The sequence below is a fragment of the Chryseobacterium phosphatilyticum genome (assembly GCF_002899825.2).
GTDB lineage: Bacteria > Bacteroidota > Bacteroidia > Flavobacteriales > Weeksellaceae > Chryseobacterium > Chryseobacterium phosphatilyticum.
This window is the reverse complement of record NZ_PPED02000002.1, coordinates 1,027,694-1,046,903: the sequence shown is the minus strand read 5'-3', so window position 1 is coordinate 1,046,903 and position 19,210 is coordinate 1,027,694. Positions and strand designations below refer to the sequence as shown.

Annotated in this window: 21 protein-coding genes; 6 read left to right on the top strand and 15 right to left on the bottom strand. The window is 35.9% G+C overall.

The genetic code is table 11. The features are described from left to right. Positions 1 to 48: 48 nt before the first annotated feature. Both C1631_RS11855 and C1631_RS11850 read left to right on the top strand, forming a co-directional pair. On the top strand, positions 49 to 879 hold the full coding sequence (locus tag C1631_RS11855) for a sulfite exporter TauE/SafE family protein (protein ID WP_103249094.1): 831 nt from the start codon (positions 49 to 51) through the stop codon (positions 877 to 879). Beyond that, positions 879 to 1,262 carry a DUF1634 domain-containing protein gene (locus C1631_RS11850; protein ID WP_103249095.1) on the top strand — a complete coding sequence of 128 codons (384 nt, stop codon included), beginning with the start codon at positions 879 to 881 and terminating at the stop codon, positions 1,260 to 1,262. The genes C1631_RS11855 and C1631_RS11850 overlap by 1 nt, the downstream gene beginning before the upstream one ends. A 3-nt stretch (positions 1,263 to 1,265) precedes the next feature. Here the strand turns inward: C1631_RS11850 and gloA2 are convergent, their stop codons facing one another. Together gloA2 and C1631_RS11840 are read right to left on the bottom strand one after the other, a co-directional pair. Beyond that, positions 1,266 to 1,643, bottom strand: a complete 378-nt coding sequence (gloA2, locus tag C1631_RS11845) for an SMU1112c/YaeR family gloxylase I-like metalloprotein (protein ID WP_103249096.1) — start codon at positions 1,641 to 1,643, stop codon at positions 1,266 to 1,268. A gap of 31 nt (positions 1,644 to 1,674) precedes the next feature. Beyond that, positions 1,675 to 2,115, bottom strand: coding sequence for a nuclear transport factor 2 family protein (locus tag C1631_RS11840; protein ID WP_103249097.1), 441 nt, complete (start codon positions 2,113 to 2,115; stop codon positions 1,675 to 1,677). A 115-nt stretch (positions 2,116 to 2,230) separates the two neighbouring features. On the opposite strand from C1631_RS11840, the gene C1631_RS11835 reads away from it, so the two are divergent. Continuing rightward, the gene (locus tag C1631_RS11835) at positions 2,231 to 3,313 is read left to right on the top strand and encodes an endonuclease/exonuclease/phosphatase family protein (protein ID WP_103249098.1); all 1,083 of its coding nucleotides are present in this window, start codon (positions 2,231 to 2,233) and stop codon (positions 3,311 to 3,313) included. A gap of 49 nt (positions 3,314 to 3,362) precedes the next feature. Here C1631_RS11835 and C1631_RS11830 read toward each other — a convergent pair whose 3' ends face one another. From C1631_RS11830 to C1631_RS11785, 10 genes are all read right to left on the bottom strand, one after another. Continuing rightward, positions 3,363 to 4,418, bottom strand: coding sequence for a diphosphomevalonate decarboxylase (locus C1631_RS11830; protein ID WP_109712278.1), 1,056 nt, complete (start codon positions 4,416 to 4,418; stop codon positions 3,363 to 3,365). Positions 4,419 to 4,632: 214 nt separating this feature from the next. Further along, positions 4,633 to 6,402, bottom strand: coding sequence for an AMP-dependent synthetase/ligase (locus tag C1631_RS11825; protein ID WP_109712276.1), 1,770 nt, complete (start codon positions 6,400 to 6,402; stop codon positions 4,633 to 4,635). Continuing rightward, entirely contained in the window at positions 6,399 to 7,412 is a 1,014-nt protein-coding gene (locus C1631_RS11820; RefSeq protein WP_109712274.1) for an NAD-dependent epimerase/dehydratase family protein, read from the bottom strand. The genes C1631_RS11825 and C1631_RS11820 overlap by 4 nt, the downstream gene beginning before the upstream one ends. Before the next feature lie 304 nt (positions 7,413 to 7,716). Beyond that, positions 7,717 to 8,721 carry an MvdD family ATP-grasp ribosomal peptide maturase gene (locus C1631_RS11815; protein WP_103249476.1) on the bottom strand — a complete coding sequence of 335 codons (1,005 nt, stop codon included), beginning with the start codon at positions 8,719 to 8,721 and terminating at the stop codon, positions 7,717 to 7,719. Further along, entirely contained in the window at positions 8,714 to 9,670 is a 957-nt protein-coding gene (locus C1631_RS11810) for an MvdC/MvdD family ATP grasp protein (protein ID WP_103249477.1), read from the bottom strand. The genes C1631_RS11815 and C1631_RS11810 overlap by 8 nt, the downstream gene beginning before the upstream one ends. Positions 9,671 to 9,748: 78 nt before the next feature. Continuing rightward, complete coding sequence (locus C1631_RS11805) at positions 9,749 to 9,973, bottom strand: microviridin/marinostatin family tricyclic proteinase inhibitor (protein ID WP_103249478.1); 225 nt, start codon at positions 9,971 to 9,973, stop codon at positions 9,749 to 9,751. Between the two features lie 42 nt (positions 9,974 to 10,015). After that, the gene (locus C1631_RS11800; protein WP_103249479.1) at positions 10,016 to 10,255 is read right to left on the bottom strand and encodes a microviridin/marinostatin family tricyclic proteinase inhibitor; all 240 of its coding nucleotides are present in this window, start codon (positions 10,253 to 10,255) and stop codon (positions 10,016 to 10,018) included. A 115-nt stretch (positions 10,256 to 10,370) separates the two neighbouring features. Further along, positions 10,371 to 11,150 carry an alpha/beta fold hydrolase gene (locus C1631_RS11795; protein ID WP_109712382.1) on the bottom strand — a complete coding sequence of 260 codons (780 nt, stop codon included), beginning with the start codon at positions 11,148 to 11,150 and terminating at the stop codon, positions 10,371 to 10,373. Between the two features lie 98 nt (positions 11,151 to 11,248). Continuing rightward, on the bottom strand, positions 11,249 to 11,968 hold the full coding sequence (locus tag C1631_RS11790) for a pyridoxine 5'-phosphate synthase (protein WP_109712272.1): 720 nt from the start codon (positions 11,966 to 11,968) through the stop codon (positions 11,249 to 11,251). A 170-nt stretch (positions 11,969 to 12,138) separates the two neighbouring features. Next, complete coding sequence (locus C1631_RS11785) at positions 12,139 to 13,407, bottom strand: mechanosensitive ion channel family protein (protein ID WP_109712270.1); 1,269 nt, start codon at positions 13,405 to 13,407, stop codon at positions 12,139 to 12,141. A 118-nt stretch (positions 13,408 to 13,525) separates the two neighbouring features. On the opposite strand from C1631_RS11785, the gene C1631_RS11780 reads away from it, so the two are divergent. Further along, positions 13,526 to 14,017, top strand: a complete 492-nt coding sequence (locus C1631_RS11780) for a DUF456 domain-containing protein (protein WP_103248220.1) — start codon at positions 13,526 to 13,528, stop codon at positions 14,015 to 14,017. A 16-nt stretch (positions 14,018 to 14,033) separates the two neighbouring features. Further along, the gene (locus tag C1631_RS11775; protein WP_109712268.1) at positions 14,034 to 14,543 is read left to right on the top strand and encodes a hypothetical protein; all 510 of its coding nucleotides are present in this window, start codon (positions 14,034 to 14,036) and stop codon (positions 14,541 to 14,543) included. On the opposite strand, the gene C1631_RS11770 is transcribed toward C1631_RS11775, so the two are convergent. The 3 genes from C1631_RS11770 to C1631_RS11760 all read right to left on the bottom strand — a co-directional run bounded on the left by C1631_RS11770 (position 14,530) and on the right by C1631_RS11760 (position 16,782). Beyond that, a complete protein-coding gene (locus C1631_RS11770) occupies positions 14,530 to 15,171 on the bottom strand; it encodes a uracil-DNA glycosylase (RefSeq protein WP_103248222.1) in 642 nt (213 codons plus the stop codon). The two genes, C1631_RS11775 and C1631_RS11770, sit on opposite strands and share 14 nt — an antisense overlap. 36 nt (positions 15,172 to 15,207) lie before the next feature. After that, positions 15,208 to 16,212 (bottom strand): acyltransferase family protein, encoded by a 1,005-nt coding sequence (locus tag C1631_RS11765; RefSeq protein ID WP_103248223.1) that lies wholly within the window; start codon positions 16,210 to 16,212, stop codon positions 15,208 to 15,210. A 66-nt stretch (positions 16,213 to 16,278) separates the two neighbouring features. After that, positions 16,279 to 16,782 (bottom strand): GNAT family N-acetyltransferase, encoded by a 504-nt coding sequence (locus C1631_RS11760; protein ID WP_109712266.1) that lies wholly within the window; start codon positions 16,780 to 16,782, stop codon positions 16,279 to 16,281. A 131-nt stretch (positions 16,783 to 16,913) separates the two neighbouring features. On the opposite strand from C1631_RS11760, the gene C1631_RS11755 reads away from it, so the two are divergent. Beyond that, positions 16,914 to 19,061: an endonuclease MutS2 gene (locus C1631_RS11755; protein WP_103248225.1), complete on the top strand. Its 2,148-nt coding sequence runs from the start codon at positions 16,914 to 16,916 to the stop codon at positions 19,059 to 19,061. Positions 19,062 to 19,210 lie beyond the last annotated feature (149 nt).

Genomic DNA, 19,210 nt, shown 5'->3' with positions numbered 1-19,210 from the left:
TTTGGCAGACTACAACAATAATTTTATATTTGTAACATTATTTGTAGTATGTCAGAAATTATCATACTCTTCCTGGGCGCAATTTCCGCCGGTCTGTTGGGTTCACTTACAGGTTTAGGAGGAGGAGTCATTATTATTCCATTATTAACGCTGGGTTTCGGCGTCCCAATGCATTATGCTATCGGAGCATCATTGATCTCTGTCATCGGAACTTCTTCCGGTGCAGCGGTAGCTTTTGTGAAAGAAGGTTTTACCAATATGCGAATTGGCATGTTCCTGGAGATTGCTACCACCGCAGGTGCTATTATCGGAGCATTGGTTTCGGGAATGCTTAATCCCAATACAATAGGAATTATTTTCGCCAGTATCCTTCTTCTGACGGTGATCCTGAACCTTAAAGGAAAACCGGATCATCAGGAGCCTTTAATCAAAGGAAGCCTGGAAGAAAAACTAAAATTATATGGTACTTTCCCTGACAAGGGAATACTCAAAAGCTACTCTGCAAGAAATACAGTTCCCGGATTTTTGATGATGATGTTTGCCGGAGCGATGTCAGGACTTCTTGGAATTGGTTCCGGAGCTTTGAAAGTATTGGCTATGGATAATATGATGAAACTGCCTTTCAAAGTTTCTACTACCACCAGTAACTTTATGATTGGGGTAACAGCTGTAGCGAGTGCCTTAATCTACTTCCAGAGAGGTGAAATTATCCCTGTCATTGTAGCTCCTGTACTGATAGGGGTTGTCATAGGAAGTTTTATAGGATCGAAAACATTAATGGTATCCAAAACCAAAAAGCTAAAGGTATTTTTTGCGATTGTCATTACCATTCTTTCTATTTATATGATGTATAACGGTATCAACAAAAGTTTCAGATAATGAAAAAGAATTTCACAGACGTTGACCTGAACCGTTCGGTAGGAAATCTTCTCAGATTGGGAGTTATTCTATCGGTAGCTACGTCATTAATTGGGTTTGTTAAGCTATTTATTGAAGGTTTCGAAATGCCTAAAAAATACAGCAGCCTGAATGTAGGAACCTCTTCAGAAAAAGTATGGAGTCATTTTTGGGATTCTTTATGTAAGGGACAAGGTTCTGCAATTATTCAGTTGGGTATCCTTCTTTTGATTTTTACTCCATTAATGAGAATTGTATTTGCTCTGATAGGCTATTTAAAGGAAAAAGACTACGTATATGTAGTCATTTCCTCTATTGTTTTAACCATTATGGCAGTAAGTTTCTTTGCAGGTTACGCTCACTAATTTTCACATTTCATAGAACTCCAACGGCAATTGATCGGGATCCTGAGTAAAGAAAAATTCTTTTCCTGTAAATTCATCTATTCTGATGTCTTCACAATCTAGTCCTTTCCCTATCAGTTCATTTCGTTTTTCAGTAACGTTTTCAACTGAAAAAGCAAGATGCCTTAATCCACAAGCCTCCGGACGTGAAGGTCTTTGAGGCGGGTCCGGAAAGGAAAATAATTCAATAACATAATGGTCTCCGATAGCGAGATCAAGCTTGTAAGATTGTCTTTCTTCACGATATACTTCGCGGATAATATTCAGCCCCAGTACTTCTGTATAAAATTTTTTAGAAACTTCATAATCTGAACAAATGATGGCAATGTGATGGATCTTCATATGTACTGTTGAATTAACACGTAGTTGTATATTATTTGATTTCTTGGCAATGGTCCTTTCTTCGGGTATCAATGATATATTGAATTTTCCACTCATTATTTTGTTTTACCAGCTGAAAACTATTGGCTCCGCAATGTGAAAACTTTCCTTTCAGATAAAAAGAATAAGGAGTAAATACACTGGCAAGATTACCATCAGTATGAACCGCTTCTATTATGATTCTCTCTTCCAGATCTCCTTTTGGAAATTTTGAAACAGATGTTATAAAGTCTTCTATGCTATCATTTTTTACGGCACCGTCCTTTGTGATGGTCTGAAGAATGGCGTTTTCTGTAAATACGGTCTTCATCAATTCCGGATCTGTATTTTTCATAGCAAGAAAGAGATTATGGATAGGTTTTTCTATCTCCTTATTTTGCTGGCCAAAACCTGAAATGCTGATCAGAAGAAAAAGTATAATTATTTTATACATATAATAAATTTACAGGAATAAAAATAAGTAAAATAAAATTTACATTGAATGATGAATTTTAAAATTGATTTTACTTAAATTGTGTCAAAAATTATTTCAGCCAAAGAATTTTCATATGTGGATTATTTATACGATTCTGGCCCTACTTTTAGTGGTCTTCACAATACTTCCAACAATTCAGCATTCTCATTGGGTATTCCGGGTTCCTGAATTTGCTAAAATACAAGTCACCTACCTTATATTTTTTACTTTTCTGTTAGGACTTTTCATAAATACTACAGAGCCTATATGGTATTATCAGGGATTTTTACTTGTTTTATTTATATATCACGGCCATACTCTTATCAGGTATACTCCTCTTTATCCTGTAAAAAAACACAAACAACGTCACAAATCATCTGAAAAACTGCATTTTATTTCTGCCAATGTATATCAGTTTAATAAAGAATATGAAAAATTCTGTACGCTTATTCAAAAATATAATCCTGACTTTTTCATGACAATGGAAAGCAACGGAGATTGGGAGAAAGCGATGAGACCTTTAGAGGAAAAATATCCCTATCAGCATAAGGTAACTCTCGAAAACACTTATGGGATGCATTTTTACTCAAGAGTTGAAATTAAAAGTGCCAGAACTCATTATTTTGTGGCAGACGATATCCCCAGTATTGAAGTGCATATGAAAACAGGTGATGGTTTTTCTTTTGTTTTTTTTGGAGTGCATCCTCCGCCACCAAGTCCTACAGAAGAGGAAACATCAAAGGAAAGAGATGGGGATCTTCTGAGTACTGCCCAATGTGTAAAAGATATCAAAAAACCGGTTATAGTAGTAGGTGATTTTAATAATGTAGCCTGGTCAAGATCCTCTGTACTTTTCAGAAAAACAAGCCATTTGATAGACCCTAGAATCGGGCATTCCTTTGTTTCTACGTTCCATGCAAAATATCGCCTTTTAAGGTTCCCTATTGATCTGATGTTCCACAGTGAAGATATTTTTATTAAAGAACTGAAAACACTTGAAAATTTTGGGTCGGACCATCTTCCGGTATACTGTGAATTCTTCATAGATCATCACAATGATGAGCAGGAAGAACTTGTGGAGACAGCGACTGCCGAAGAAAAAGCTGAGGCCGAAAAAATCATTGAGGAAGGAAAAGAAGAAGATGGGGACAGACAGTCTGTTGTCACTGAAGATTAGGAATAAAAAAAGCAGGTCTTAACCTGCTTTTATTGAATATTTTTAAAGTTTAAAACCTCATCACATCCTTCACGACTCCATTCTTTTGGGTATGCCGCAATAATTCTGTTTCAATGAATACCCTGATCTGGTCTTCAGGATCATCACCAGGAAATAAAAGGTGAACATTGGCACCGGCATCCAGTGTAAAGAATAAAGGCAATCCTGTTTCTCTTCTGAAATCCCAGATCTTATTGATCACTTCCAGGGTTCCGGTTTTCATCAGAATAAAGGCAGGCTCACTCATCATCATCATCGCGTGTAGCGTCAGCGCTTCGTGCTCCACCAGCTTGATAAAACGATCCATATCACCGGTTTTTAAAATTTCTTTCATCGGAACAAAGTTTTCTCTCGCCTCCTGAAATCTTCTTTCTGCATACGGATTGGTTTTCATCAAACCATGCCCTACTGTAGAAGATACACTTTTCTGACCTTCATGAATCAATAAAACCCAATCATTGAAGTTTTTAAAAACTTCATGAATTTCAGTATCGGGATAAGGTACCGCAAACAAATCAGAACTTCCTTCAACCTCTTCAGTTTCTCCCCAAACGATAAGTCCGTTATACAAACTTCTGCAGGCACTTCCGCTTCCCAGTCTTGCTAAAAAAGAAGCTTTTCTCAATGATTCATCTTCAGATATTTTTCCTGTAAAAGTATCATCCAGTTTCATCAGGCATTTTGCAATCGCTCCAAATCCTGAAGCAGAACTTGCGATTCCTGAACTGTGTGGAAATGTATTTTCAGTTCTGATGATATACTTCCCTTGTAAAATCCAGGGAAGGTATTGCTCTATATTTCTGAAATATTTTTCAATTTTCTCTGCAAACTTCACTTCTTCGTTTCCAGCCAGGAAAGTCTGTACAGAAAAAGTTTCACCTGCAATAAACTCCATTGAAGTATTGGTCTTGCAGTGATTCAGCGTATAACTGATACTAGGGTTTGCAGGAATCTGATCCGCATATTTCCCCCAATATTTAATCAGGGCAATATTGGATGGACAGCTCTCTGAAACCGTTTGTGTAGAGATCGTAAAATCTGGTTTTCCTATAAATTGTGTTGTCATAGTTTAATTTGGTTGCTAACAGTACTTTTTTAAACCACCCCGTCAAAAATTCTTTGAATTTTCGTCACCCTCCGGAGGAGGGGAATTTCGCGGCATCAACTGGGATATCCGTGAAAGTTGGGGAGGTATACAACTTAAGTGTACTTCATCTATGCAAAGCAGGTCACTTAAATAACTAAAGTCTTTACTGTGTGGCTTGTGGTTGATGAGTCAATTAATACATATTCTCGATGATATCTGCATATTTTTTAATAACCACATTTCTTTTCACCTTCAATGTTGGGGTTATTTCGCCTGTATTGATATCAAATTCTGCCGGCATTAAAGTAAATTTCTTCACTTTTTCATAGTCAGCAAGATGGTTTTGCAATTCTTTAAGTTTTTCCTTGTAAAAACTTATAATTTTTTCGTTTTTTACTGCTTCTGCCCAATTGGTAAAAGGAATGTTATTCCCTTTCATAAAGTCTTGTAAAAATTCAAAATTCGGAACAATCAATGCTGAAACGAATTGTCTTCCTTCTGCAATCAGCATAATTTGCTGAATGAAGTTATTATTGGTCAGAAGGTTTTCAATCTGCTGTGGAGCAATATATTTTCCGTTAGAAGTTTTCATCAGGTCTTTGATTCGGTCTGTAATAACAAGATTTCCGTGTTCATCAAATTTACCGGCATCTCCTGTTTTAAACCAACCGTCTTCAGTAAAGACTTTTTGAGTTTCTTCGGGTCTGTTGTAATATCCTTTCATGATTCCGTTTCCTTTGGCCTGAATCTCATCACTTTCACCAATACGGATTTCTACTCCCGGCAATGGTTTTCCGCTTGTAGCATGTTCAAAATGAGTGAGCGGGAAAAGTGTTAAAGTAGCAGTTGTTTCTGTTAATCCGTATCCTACTGTGACATGGATCCCGACCGATTCAAAGAATCTGGTTACTTCAGGAGACAAAGATGCCCCACCGCATGGCAAGAACCAAAGTCTGCCGCCCATTTTCTCTTTGATTTTACTGAAGACCAGCATATCGGCAACAGATTCTTTTAACTTTAAGCCAAAAGGAACGGGTTTTTCATTTCTTCTCAATTCGGCAGTTTCCCAACCGGTTTTCAATGCCCAATCGAATATTTTTTTCTTGAGTGATGATCCTTCTTCCGCTTTTTCCAGAACACCTGCGTAAACTTTTTGGAAAAACCTTGGAACGGCGCACATCATAGTAGGTTTAACCTCTTCCAATGCTTTGGCTATATTTTTCGGATCTTCAAGGAAATATACCCTGGCTCCTCCGTATAAACAAAGTAAACTCCAGCTTCTTTCAAAAACATGGCTTAATGGTAAAAAGGCAAGAGAAAGCTCTTCTTCAAAGTTTTTAAACTTAAAAAATTCAAAGTGGGAATCAAAAGCTTTAATGAAGTTCCCATGGGTAAGCATGACGCCTTTCGGGGTACCGGTTGTTCCTGAAGTATAAATCAGTGTAGCAGTATCTTCATTTTCTTTTTTACAGATTTCCAGTTCCGGGGAAGCTTTTGCGATAAAATCTTCAAGATAGAAGCTATTAAATTCTTTCTTGATCCACACTGCTTTTTTAGAAACAATAATCGTTTCAAGATTATTTTCTTCTTTATGTAAAAACTCAAGGCATGCATCATATTGAACCTGATTTCCAACCAAAACAGCTTTAGATCCTGAGTCATTGATAATATATTCTGCCTGTTCAGCATTATTCGTTGAGTAAATAGGAACGGTAATCGCTCCGATAGCCATAGCAGCTAAATCCATAATCATCCATTCAGATGAATTGTCGGAATAAATAGCAACTTTATCACCTTCTTTGATTCCTGAAGTCTTTAATGCATTCGCTGTTTTGAAAACAATTTCATTCAATTTTTTCCAGCTCAGCTCTTTCCAGGCTTCATCTTTCTTTTTAAAGCCAATAGCAGCTTTTAAAGGATGTTTTTCTACATTTTTTAGGATAATTGCCTCTGCAAGATTCATTTCTTCAGCTTTTTGTCGTTAATATAATTGTTCAGATGAAAGTCGATACTTTCTTGTACAGGAATAAACTGATAATTGAGTTTTTCTTTGACTTTATGATTGGAAATGGTGTTGAAAGAAGATATGGCCTCAATATTTGTTTTTGTGACCATTTTTAATTTGGGGATCAACCATCCGAAAAGTGTATTGGCTAATCTTCCGATATTCAGAATAGATCCGGAAAGTATTTTTGCGTCTTTAAGACCTAATTTTGTTCTGATCTGTTTTGCAATTTCAGTAAATCTTTTATTTTCGGAAACAATAATAAAACGGTCACCAAAAATATTATTTTCCATCAATTCGATAGCTGTTTTCGCAACGTCTCTTACATCAACATAGGCAGATCCTCCGGCGAAAGTAAAACTGTTATCCTCAAAGGTAGAAAAAAGCTCTCCACTACTCTGGCTCCAGTTTCCGCTTCCTACAATCATTCCCGGATTGATAATAACAACATTCATTCCTTCTGCTGAAGCTCTCCAGATTTCCATTTCGGATAGATGTTTAGAAATAGCATAGGCTGAATGCTCTAATTTTGGATTAAAATCAGACTCCTCATCCAGCTCTCCCTTTTCATTAAAATTATCTAAAACAGCGACAGAACTTACATGCAGAAATTTTTTAACACCTGATCCTTCGCAGGCAAACAATAAACTCTCCGTACCCCTGATATTGGTATGGTACATCTCTTTTTCATCTTTAGGATGAAAGCTTACTTTTGCAGCACAATGATATACTTCTTCAACCCCTTTTAAAGCAGTCTCTAAAGAATCAGGATCATCAAAATCCACATCCACCCATTGGATTCTATTGAAAAAATCATCCGGATGGTCTGTATAAAAGCTGTATGAATGTCTTACTTCGTTTAAATTGCTACCCGTTCTTTTGGAAGCACGTACATTTTTACCTCTTTTAAGAAGCTCCAGTACAATTACTCTTCCCAGGATTCCGGTCGCACCCGTTACAAAAACCATTAATTATTTTACTTGATTGCTGACTAAAATATGACAATATTTTCTATTCGGCAACTCTTCAGATTCCCGCAAAAGCTCCTTTGAAAAACTGCTTTTGCAAATTTGCGATTTTTAAAGCACAATTCAATTTAATTTAACCAATATTATCATTATTGGGGAAACAAAAAACGAAACTGATTGGCTAAAATTTTCCTTCTCCTAAGGAATGGCTAGAATTCAAGGATTTTCTGATGGATAGGTTAAAAAAAATCCTGAAAGATATGAATTAAAACCTTTCAGGACTTCTATGATAATATGCTTCTTTTTAAGCCATTACCATATTATTTCTTCTTGGAGCTTTATCACAAAGAACATCTGCAATACTTTTAGAGATCAGATTTCCTTCGGTAAGGTTATCCAACCAGAAGAATTCTCCGGCAGCATTGATTTCGATAAAATAGTATTCATCTTCGGGAGAAACAATAATATCTATCGCTCCATAATCAACATGATAAACATCCAACAATTCCAACAATTTCCCTTCAACATCAGCAGGAAGTTCTGTTCTCACCCATTTATCAATAAGGTTAATACCATCTTTCCTCCAATCAACTTTTGCCTCTTCAGATTGCTGAGAATCGATTTCGAAAGCGTACACATCTCTGCCTACGATGGTCACACGGAGTTCTCTTTTCTTTTCAATCATTTTCTGAAACTGCATCGGGCAATACAACAGTGAATCGAGCTCTTCCAATTTATCTTCATGGACAACATTGGTAAAAACCACGCTTTCTACTCCATCTTCGTAAATCGCAAAACCAGTTTGCATTTTGGCCACTACATTCTGGTGTTTTAGAATAAACTTCCTTGCTTCTTCAGGATTATTGGTAAGACAGGTATCAGGAATGGTAAGCCCTATCTTTTGAGCTACTTTGAGTTGCTCTTCCTTACTGTCAAGTCTTCTGTAAACACTTGGTTTCCCTAACGAATAGGCATCTACAGATTCAAAAAATCCGAAAAGTGTATTGCGGATTTCTCCCATGGCAGCACCATAAAATTTGGAATCCATTTCTTCTTTCAAGCCTTTCCCGATATTATATGCTCTTCTGTACCAAATGGCTGAAATATCTTCTAAACGATATTGTGTATCGGGAGTTTCAAGAATACTGATCCATTCTCCGTCCTGGAAAATAGTGGATAGTTTGTTGTGCAGGGGATATAGATCTACATCAAAACGGATTACTTCACAGTTATTCTTTTCGACATATTCTGTTACTTTTTCAATTGAAAAATTATCTTGAGTATGGGTTATAATTAAAATTTTATTCATGGAAATTGATTCTTTTGATAAGGTTATCGGCAATTTTTTCTGCTATTGGAAAGTTGAGTTCTTTCTGTAACATTCCCCACTCTCCTTGTGGGTTCACTTCAAGGAAATAATATTTTCCGTCTCTTCCCTTGATCATATCGATAGCCCCCATATAAAGGCCCATTTCTTTCATCATGGCAGTAAGACCTGTTTTTATGGCATCAGGTAGCTCATAGACTGACCAGAAATACCCTTCACGCGTTAGTCTCCAGTCTGTATTTTCGCTGTTATTGATTTTTCCTGTAAAGAATTCGCCATCAATATATACGATACGTAATTCATATTCTTTTTCAATATACGGCTGAAAAATCATAGGGCAATACGTAATGTCTGAAAGATGTTCCAGAGAATCTTCGTCAATGATTGTCGTAGAAATCATATTTTCTCCTGACATTGTTTTCGCCGCTACGCCATGAAGTTTGGCAATAGCTTTTCCGTTACAATCCTGGTGAAAAAAGGAAATTATTTTTTCTTCGTTATTTGAAAAAATTGTTTGGGGAATTATTAGATTATTTCTTTGGGCTATTTTAAGCTGAAACATCTTATTTCCGTCGATCTTTTTTTCATTTTCATAAGGGTTAATCCAGGGAATGTCTTCTAAAACAGTCATAAGGTTATATCTAAGGCTTCCATACTCACTCAGAAAGATTTTTTCATAATCCTGATCCAATTCTTCAGGAATACTTATTTTCCAGGCTTTTCTGTGCCATACTCCCTGAATTTGGTCAGAGTGAATTCTATTTCCGGATTCATCGGTTAATTCAAATGAATTTTCATTCACGCTGATCTTCTGATAATGATTCAAACGATCAGAATTTAATCTGAAATAAGCAATATTTTGAGAAGCAAGATATTCAAAAAAAAGATCAATAGTATAGTAATCCTGTGAGTGGGTGATGCAGAGAATCATTTTGCCGGTTTTATTAAAAAGGGAAACTTAATGTGTAAGTTTCCCCTGATATTCATTTTTAGTATTGACTACTTGATTTTACAATGGAGCAGTAAGAGTATCTTCGTCACCATCAGAAGGATACTTCATCGTTTGCTGCAAATCATCTTTTGGCGATGTCACTGTATCGATCACCGGCTTTGTGATGGCATCTCTTTCAGGAATAGACATATCTGTTCCTCCTTTTACTGTTTCCGGATCTTTAACCTGCTTTTCCAGGAAGGATGCGAAAAACGGTTTCTTTTTTGAATTGTTACCTTTCATAGTGTTAAGTTTTGGTTTGATTAATGACCAGATTTTGTTTTATTATGCTTCTAAAACATCCTCGTCACCATCAGACGGGTACTTCATCGTCACATTGTCATTTTTGTGTGTAGAAACACTATCCTCAAGAGCTGCGGTAACAATCTGATCTTTAATAACAGACGTAGCATTGTCTATCGCTATTGTAGTAATCGTCCCTCCTTTCACTGTTTCAGGATCTTTAATTTGTTTTTCTAAGAATGTTGCGAAAAACGGTTTCTTCTTTGAATTTTTGTTTTCCATAAGTTAATATTTTTATTTTTTTGACAAAACCAAAGTACAAAAAATTCAACTCATGGAGAAATAATCCATAGTTTTAATAAAATTTTAACATAATATGAAAATACAAAGAATAATATTAACCTATGTTCAAAAATTCTTTAACAACAATTGCAAAATCAACAGGATTTTCAGCCTGCACCCAGTGTCCGGCGTTTTTTACAGTAACAATCTTAGCTTTCGGAAACTGCTGCTTAATCCCGTATTCATCCTGTGGTAAGATATAATTAGACTTTGCTCCTGCAATAAATAAAGCTTCACCTTCAAAAACACCAAACTTTATAGCATTCGAAACAAATTCGTTATATTTTTCCGATAATGTCTTAAGGTTGAATCTCCAGTTTAGTTTCTTATTATCATCCCAATACAGATTCTTTGTTAAAAACTGAACAGTAGATCTTTCAGGAATATATTGATTGAGAACAGCTTCCACTTCATTTCTTGAGCCGACCGTATTAAAGTCTACCGTTTCCAGTGCTTTTATAATTCCTTGATGGTGTGGCGGGTACGCTTTGGGTGAAATATCTACAACAATCAGTTTTTCAACTCTTTCGGGATATTTTATGGCAAATTGCATCACCGCCTTACCCCCTAAAGAATGCCCTAAAACATGAGCTTTCTGAATTCCGTAATGATCCATATAACGGGCAATATCATCTGCCAGATCATCATGTGACATTTCTTCAGAATGAAAGCTTCTTCCGTGGTTTCTAAGATCAATAAGATGTACCGGAAGAAACTCTCCCAGATCTTTTCCAAAGCTTCCCCAATTATCAAGCATTCCAAATAATCCGTGGAATACAAGAAGCGGCGTCCCTGATTGGTCTTCGCCGAATATTTTTGAATTTAAAATTTCCATACTTTTATAGATAATAGATTTAAGATATGAGATTCCGGATGATGAATGAAACCACAATAACAGGGCCTGCAATTCAACAACAAGTATCCGTTATCTATTTACCATGCTGCCAGTCTCTTCAGATAAGCCTGTACCGTATTTTCTAATCCCATATATAGGGCTTCAGAAACTAAAGCATGCCCAATTGATACTTCAAGCAGATTCGGGATATTGTTGGCAAAATATTTTAAATTGTCTAAGCTTAAATCATGCCCTGCGTTGATTCCCAATCCGAACTTTGTTGCTTCCACTGCTGTATCGTAATAAGGCTTTATAGCTTTCTCTTTATTATTAAAATATTCTTTTGCATAGGCCTCAGTGTACAGTTCTATTCTGTCTGCTCCTGTTTTTGCAGCCGATTCTACGAGCTCAGGCAGAGGATCTAAAAAGATTGAAGTACGAATTCCCGCATTTTTAAACTCCGCAATGATTTCTGTAAGATAATCCATGTGTTTTCTAGTATCCCACCCTGCATTTGAAGTGATAGCATCATCCGCATCAGGAACCAAAGTCACTTGCTCGGGTCTCACTTCCAGCACCATATCAATAAAACTCTGATGAGGATTTCCTTCAATATTAAACTCAGTCGTAACCAATGGTTTCAGATCATAGACATCTTTTCTTGTGATATGCCTTTCATCTGGTCTGGGATGAATGGTAATTCCTTGTCCTCCGAATTCCTGAATTTTAATCGCTGCTTCTGTGACACTTGGTGTCTCACCTCCTCTTGCATTTCGTAAAGTCGCAATTTTATTAATGTTTACGCTTAGTTTTGTCATTTTATATTTAGATATTTGATATGAGAAACCAGAAATCAGAAACTTAGGCCTGGAAATTCACCCGGGCTGTATGCTTCTTTTGTTTTTCTATATTTTATTCTCATTAAAATTCAATTTACAATTTGTGGAAAGAGGTATAACTGCAAAGTTTCTCTTTCAACCTTTCGGCTTTATACTTTTACACTTACCTGCATTACCTGAAGCTCAAATTCCTTTGATGCTACCAGTAAATGGTCAAAAATATCTGCCTGAATCTCTTCGAAACGTTCCCATTTGGAATCACTGGCAAAACAATAAATCTCCAGAGGAAGGCCTTGTGGTGTTATTTCCAGCTGACGAACCATTCGGGTCCCATTTTTATCTACATCAGGATCGTTTTCTATATATTTCTGTGCATAATATCGGAAAACTCCTATATTGGTAAGCTGTCTTCCATTCACTATTTTATCCCCGTGTTCCAGGCTTTCTTTTTCTTTTCTGATTTCAATCGTTCTTTCTTCAAGATAATCTGATATCAAATTAATCTCCTTTAAACGTTCAATATCTTCATCGGATAAAAACTTAAAAGAATTGATATTAAAATAAATTGATTTTTTAATTCTTCTGGTATTGGACTCAGACATGACCTGCATATTTTTGATCTCAGTGGTCATCAGATCATAAGTGGGAATCGTTGAAACGGTTTTATCAAAATTGGTAATTTTTGTTGTCAAAAGGTTAATCTCCGTAATATTTCCTTCAATACTATACTTAGGAATACTTACCCAGTCTCCTACCTTAAGGTTTTTAGAAGTCGCTACATGCAATCCTGTTACAAATCCTAAAATGGTATCTCTAAAAACAAGTACTAAAACCGCTGTAATAGCTCCTAAACTTCCAACAATTGTAGTTCCTTTTATTCCAAAAACCACACAAATTCCAACAACAGTAAATACAAAAAGTCCTAAGATTTTCACGGTCTCTGAAATAGCATTAAGTGCCATGATCTTGTAAAAGTCCTGTTTGATACTGAAATAATTTCTAAAAGCAGCCAGTGATCTGTAAAGCATTCCGGCAAGTATCAGTACCAACCCAAGGTTAATACATCTTATAATAAAGATCGTTGTTTTAGGCAGTGCATTTTCAGGAAATATGGAACCCTGTATGGAACCCACAACAATCAGGGCTGCAAAATGGGCAACAGAATTGGTAATCTTGGATTGATAAATAGATTTTAAAATCGGAAATTTCTGTTCATTATGAAATGACCGGAAAACAAAATTGATGACAAACTTAAAAACAAAATCTGTGATTAAAAGTAAGACCAGCAGTAAGCTGAGCTTTACGATGATATGAAAAACCCAATCTAATCCACTTGGTGAAATCCGAGTAATATAGATATAAAGCTGCTCACTCAGCTCCTGTATAAAATTTTTGGTTTCTTGTAACTGGTCATTCATCACAGCAAATTTATGAAATTAAGAATCATGATTTTACTATTGACAATCAATTTTCATCCCAAATTTTAAAATCTGCGATAAATTTTCTTTTTTCATATCTTCGTTTATAATTTAAAAAATGGATACAACAATCATAAATATTCTCTGCCTTATTTTGTTATTTGTCGGAATATTGGGAACTTTTCTTCCTGTCCTGCCCGGGCTTTTATTAAGCATCTGTGGTCTTTTGATTTATAAATTTGGAACGGATGCTGATCTTCCTATGATTTATATCTGGGCATTCAGTATTCTTACCTTAGCTTCTGTAGTACTCAGCTATGTGATTCCTGCCAAAACCAATAGGAAATATGGTGGTACCCGATGGGGAAGTGTCGGGTCAGTGGTAGGAACTATTGTAGGATTATTTCTTCCCATTCCACTAGGCTTTCTGATCGGAATGTTTGCGGGAGTATTTATTGGTGAAATGCTTCATGACAGTAAAGATATGAACAAAGCACTGCAATCTACCAAGGGGGCATTAATCGGGTTCATTTATGGAACAGGATTCAGCTTTGTAGTAGGGGTGGCAATGTTTTTGGTGGTACTTCTAAATATGTTTGATATTATTTAACCTAAAAAAATAAAGTATGTTCCATAAAATCTTCGTACTGAGTCTGGGAATCTTCGCATTAACAGGATGTGATGCCCAAAAGAAAATTAAAACGGATAAACAAACGCCTCCAATCATGACCGACACAAAAGCAACAAAATCCGATGGTCAAAAGGAAGGTATCATTTACTTCACTGAAGGGGAAAATAAGTTCCTGAAAGCCTATCAGATGAATGTGACATTCAAAGGTATTTCTGAAGATAGTCGCTGTCCTGAAGGGGTAAACTGTATATGGGCCGGAGTAGCTGTTGCTCAGATTCAGGTAATGGGAACTGCTACAAGACCTATGACTTTAGAGCTTGCCAGTATGGACCATCCGGCGAGAAACTACCATCAGTCTGCCGATTTTAACGGATATACCATAAGTTTACAGGAGGTAACTCCTTACCCTAAATCGGAAGGCGGAACGGCTGCTCTGACCGGAAAATACAAAATAGGGATCAGTGTAAAAAAAGCTGAAGGCTCTTCGGACACTACCACGAAATAGGCTTCTTCCCTTTAGAAATAAGATAGTCATTAATTTTTGAGAAAGGCTTGCTTCCAAAAAAACCTCTATAGACTGAGAAGGGTGAAGGGTGCGCAGATTTCAAAATAAAATGCTTAGCCGGATCGATAAATTCGGCTTTTTTTTGTGCAAAAGCGCCCCATAATACAAACACCACATTTTCTTTTTTATCGGAGATCTCTTTAATAATGAAATTGGTAAACGTTTCCCAACCCAGATCTTTATGAGAATTAGGAGTATGAGCACGAACTGTAAGAGTTGCATTCAATAATAACACACCTTGTTTTCCCCAATCATCTAATTCTTTTGTACTTCTTACCACTCCTACATCATCTTTTAATTCAATAAAAATGTTTTTCAGTGAAGGAGGCGCAGTCACCTGCTCAGAAACAGAAAAGCATAATCCGTTGGCCTGATAATCATTATGATAAGGATCCTGACCAATAATAACAACTTCTACATCTTCAAAAGGGGTAATTTCCAATGCTCTGAAAATTTGATTTTTCGGTGGAAAAACTTTTGTTGTTGCATATTCATTTTTCACTTTTTCCCAAAGTGTTTTAAAATATTCTGTGCTTTTTATCGGGGCTAAGATTTCTGTCCAGGTCATACTGCAAAAATAGATATTTTAAAATAATGACATCCATTACGTCCTAAATATCTTTATTTTTCTTTCAATCAAAAAATAAGAAAAATAAGCCAGCACAATGGAAAAAGCAATCAACAGTAAATTATTCAAATGATATGAACTGACAATGGTTATTTCCTGTTTGACCACCATATAATGTACGATATACAATGAATAAGAAATATTTCCCAGAAAATAAACCGCCTTCATTTCCAGAAATGTCTTTACAAGGTTTTTCTCTCCTTTATAAAGATATTTTATCACCACGGCTGCCAATAATGGGATGAAAAGTAAGCCCCTTTCTGTATACAGCAACAGTACAGACAACATCAACGTCAGGTAGACAACAATATTATCCTTCTTTATTTTTATAAAGGGTAAAAGAGCGATACCAATTCCTAAGAAATAAGAGGAAATAGTCCTTATTAAAGAGTTTAAACCATAAGGAATATCAAGATATTTTGAAGATTTCCCCATGTCCATAGGTACCTCTGAATGAAAATAGAGATGATCTGGAAGATATGGGAGAGAAAATCTTAACACCAGACTGAGAACAATTAATATTTCTCCACGAATTTTATACCGGAGAATCACCCAGAGAATAAAAGGAAAAACCAGGTAACACATCCATTCCGTGCTTAATGACCAATACACAACATTTAACAGATAATTTGGATTAAAGAAACATTGAACTAAAGTTGCATTAATTAAGAATTCGCCAATGGAAGTATCAGTAAAAAATAGTGCGATGACAATAACGGATATAATATATACCGGATATATCCTATTGACTCTTTTCTTGTAAAAATTTTGTATTACTTTATAATTCAGGTTTTTAAATTTCTCCGAATAAGAAACAGTCAGTAAAAACGCACTGAGTACAAAAAAAATATCTACAGCCACGTACCCCTTCCCTACTATACTTTGAATAATATCATTCCTAAAATAGCTGAAGTGAAAGAAAGTCACCCATAGTGCTACAATTCCTCTAAGCCCTGTTAATGATTTTATTTCATTTTTCATGTGTAATATAAGTCAGGTATAGTTTTCCACAGCGAAAATAAAAAAAAATTGAGAGTTCTTATATGATTATTTTTTTATACTAAAAATGACATTTTCAACATTTCCTTCATCTACTTTTCCTTCCTGCAAGACAAAACCTTGCTTAATAAGGAGGATCTGAGATTTTGTATTATTTCTGTGGGTCAATGCCAGAACTTCACGCAGATTGAGAATATTGAACCCATATTCTAAAACAGACTTCAATGCTTCTGTCATGATTCCCTTCCTGTGATATTCCGGCAGCAGTTCATAACCCACTTCAGCAGTTTTTCTATCCTGTGCGAAATTCCAGAGACAAATGGTTCCGATAAGATTCCGTTGATCTTTATAAGAGATACCCCAGAAGATAATTTCATTGTTTTGGGTCCTCCTTCTAATATGTAAAATGAATTCCAACGCATCATAATTGTTCTTTGGAGAATTTCTTTTTACATATTGATTAATCAGTTCATTACTTCTGATTCGTAAAATATCATCAATATGACTTTCATTGATTTCTCTTAAAAGCAAACGGTCGGTCTTTATTTCCATATTTCAAATGTACTAATCCTTTTGATTAAAAAAGATCTTAAGTCTCATACAACGTATTCTCAAACCTTCAAATTGTCTCATTTTCAAATTACCACCGCCTCATATTCACTTTTTCTCACTAAATTTGCAGTGTGTATATAGATAAAGAAGATTTAGACGAATTAGAGTTTCCGCAATTGCTCGCGGAAATCTCCCCATTTGCATATTCTCCAAAAACAAGAGAAAAAATTCTTCAACTTCGTCCGATGGAAATTGACGAGGCGGAACTTTCATTAAAAAAAACGTCAGAATACCTGTCGAGTTTTGAAAGTTCAAATGCAATTCCGTTTGATGAATATGAGGATATTGAAGATGAGCTGAAATTGATGCTGATTGAGAATTACCGCTTGGAAAATAGTGCTTTCATCAAAATAAAAACCCTCACAGAACAAATCGGAAGACTTCAAAAGTTTTTCCCTACCATGCCGGAAACCTTTCCTAATTTAATAGAAGAAGTTTCTGTGTTGGAATTCAGAAAAGAAATTATTGATAAAGTAGATAAGGTTTTCAACCGTTTTGGTGAAGTAAAAAGTGAAGCATCCCCTGCCCTTAAAGGGTTGAGGACTGAGATTCAACATGCTAAAAAGGCCATTCAGGAAAATTTCAACCGGGCACTCACCACCTACGGGCAGAGTGATTTTTTGGATGATATAAGGGAAACAATCATTGACGATCAGAGAGTACTGGCTGTAAAGTCGGGATTCAAGAAAAGAGTTGCAGGAAGAACCCTGGGAATTTCAAAAACAGGTTCTATTACATATATCCAGCCGGATAGTGTGGTAAAACATTATTTCAAACTTCGTGAAAATGAAGAGGAAGAGAAAAAAGAAATTGATAAAGTTCTTAGAAAACTGACTGCTGAGCTGGCAGAATTCCAACCTCAACTCTGGAGGTATCAAATGTATATTTTTGACCTCGACCTGACAAGAGCCAAAGCTAAGTTTTCTGAATTGATCAACGGAGTTCTTCCAAAAATCAACCGCCATAAAACGCTAAAGTTAAAGGATGCTTATCATCCCCTGTTATGGTTGAGAAATAAGATTGAAAATAAAACAATTCATCCACAAACTCTGGCATTAACGGAGCACAACAGAATCATCTGTATTTCCGGACCTAATGCGGGCGGAAAATCGATTACGCTGAAAACGGTAGGTTTATTACAGCTCATGATTCAGAGTGGAATTCTTGTTCCGGTACATCCAAAGTCTGAGATGTTTTTCTTTGATAAGGTCATGACTGATATTGGTGATAATCAATCCATCGAGAATCATCTTTCAACCTATTCATCCAGACTGAAGAAAATGTCCGGAATTATTCGTGAAGCTGATTCAGATACGTTATTACTGATTGATGAATTCGGAACAGGTTCTGATCCTGAGCTTGGAGGTGCACTGGCAGAAAGTTTCATGGAATACTTTTATGACAAGAAGAGTTTTGCTATCATTACCACCCACTACACCAATATTAAACTGGTGATAGAACAACTTCCCAATGCGCAGAACGCAGCCATGCTCTTCAATGAAGAAACTCTGGAGCCGATGTACAAACTGGAAGTAGGACAAGCAGGAAGCTCATTCACATTTGAGGTAGCTGAAAAGAATAAAATCCCAAGGTTTATCATTCATTCTGCCAAGAAAAAAGTAGAACATGACATTGTCAATCTTGATAAAACGATTGTAAAACTTCAACAGGAGAAGTTTGAAGTTGAAAAACTGAAATCTGATCTTGCAGAAAGAAAAGAATCTGTAGAAGACAAACGTGACAATCTTCAGAAACTAAATGAGCAGCTTCAGCAGAAGTTGTTCAATTTCCAAAAGCTGTATGAAGAGGAACACCGCAAACTTCAGTTCGGAAATAAGATTGAAACCTTCATTGAAAGCTATACAAAAGGTAAATCCAGAAAAGACGTGGTAAAAGATTTTGTAAAACTGCTCGAACAGGAAAAGTTCAGGAAACTGGGGATAGATAAGGACGAGTCAAAACGTCTGCAAGTTGTGAAGAGAAAAGTAACACAACAACTCAAGAAGGAGGAAGTCATTGAGAAAATTACCGAGACGAATGAAAAGCTGGAAGAAAAGCGCAAAAGTGACCGTGCCATTTGGATGAAAATAGGTCAACGTGTTCGTATTACAGGAAGCACGAGTGTAGGAACGATTGAAAAGATCTCCCGAAACAAGGTGATTGTGAACTACGGAACTTTCAAAACAACGATTAATGCAGATGAACTTGAAAGAATTTAATGGATTGAAAAATTAATTGAATATAAATAATGAAAGAGAGTATCAAATGATGCTCTCTTTCATTTTATCTCGTCCGGTGTATTTTTCACCATATATAATGATGATCAGTACAATATGCTTAAAGTTTTTTAAAATGTTTTTCATCAAAA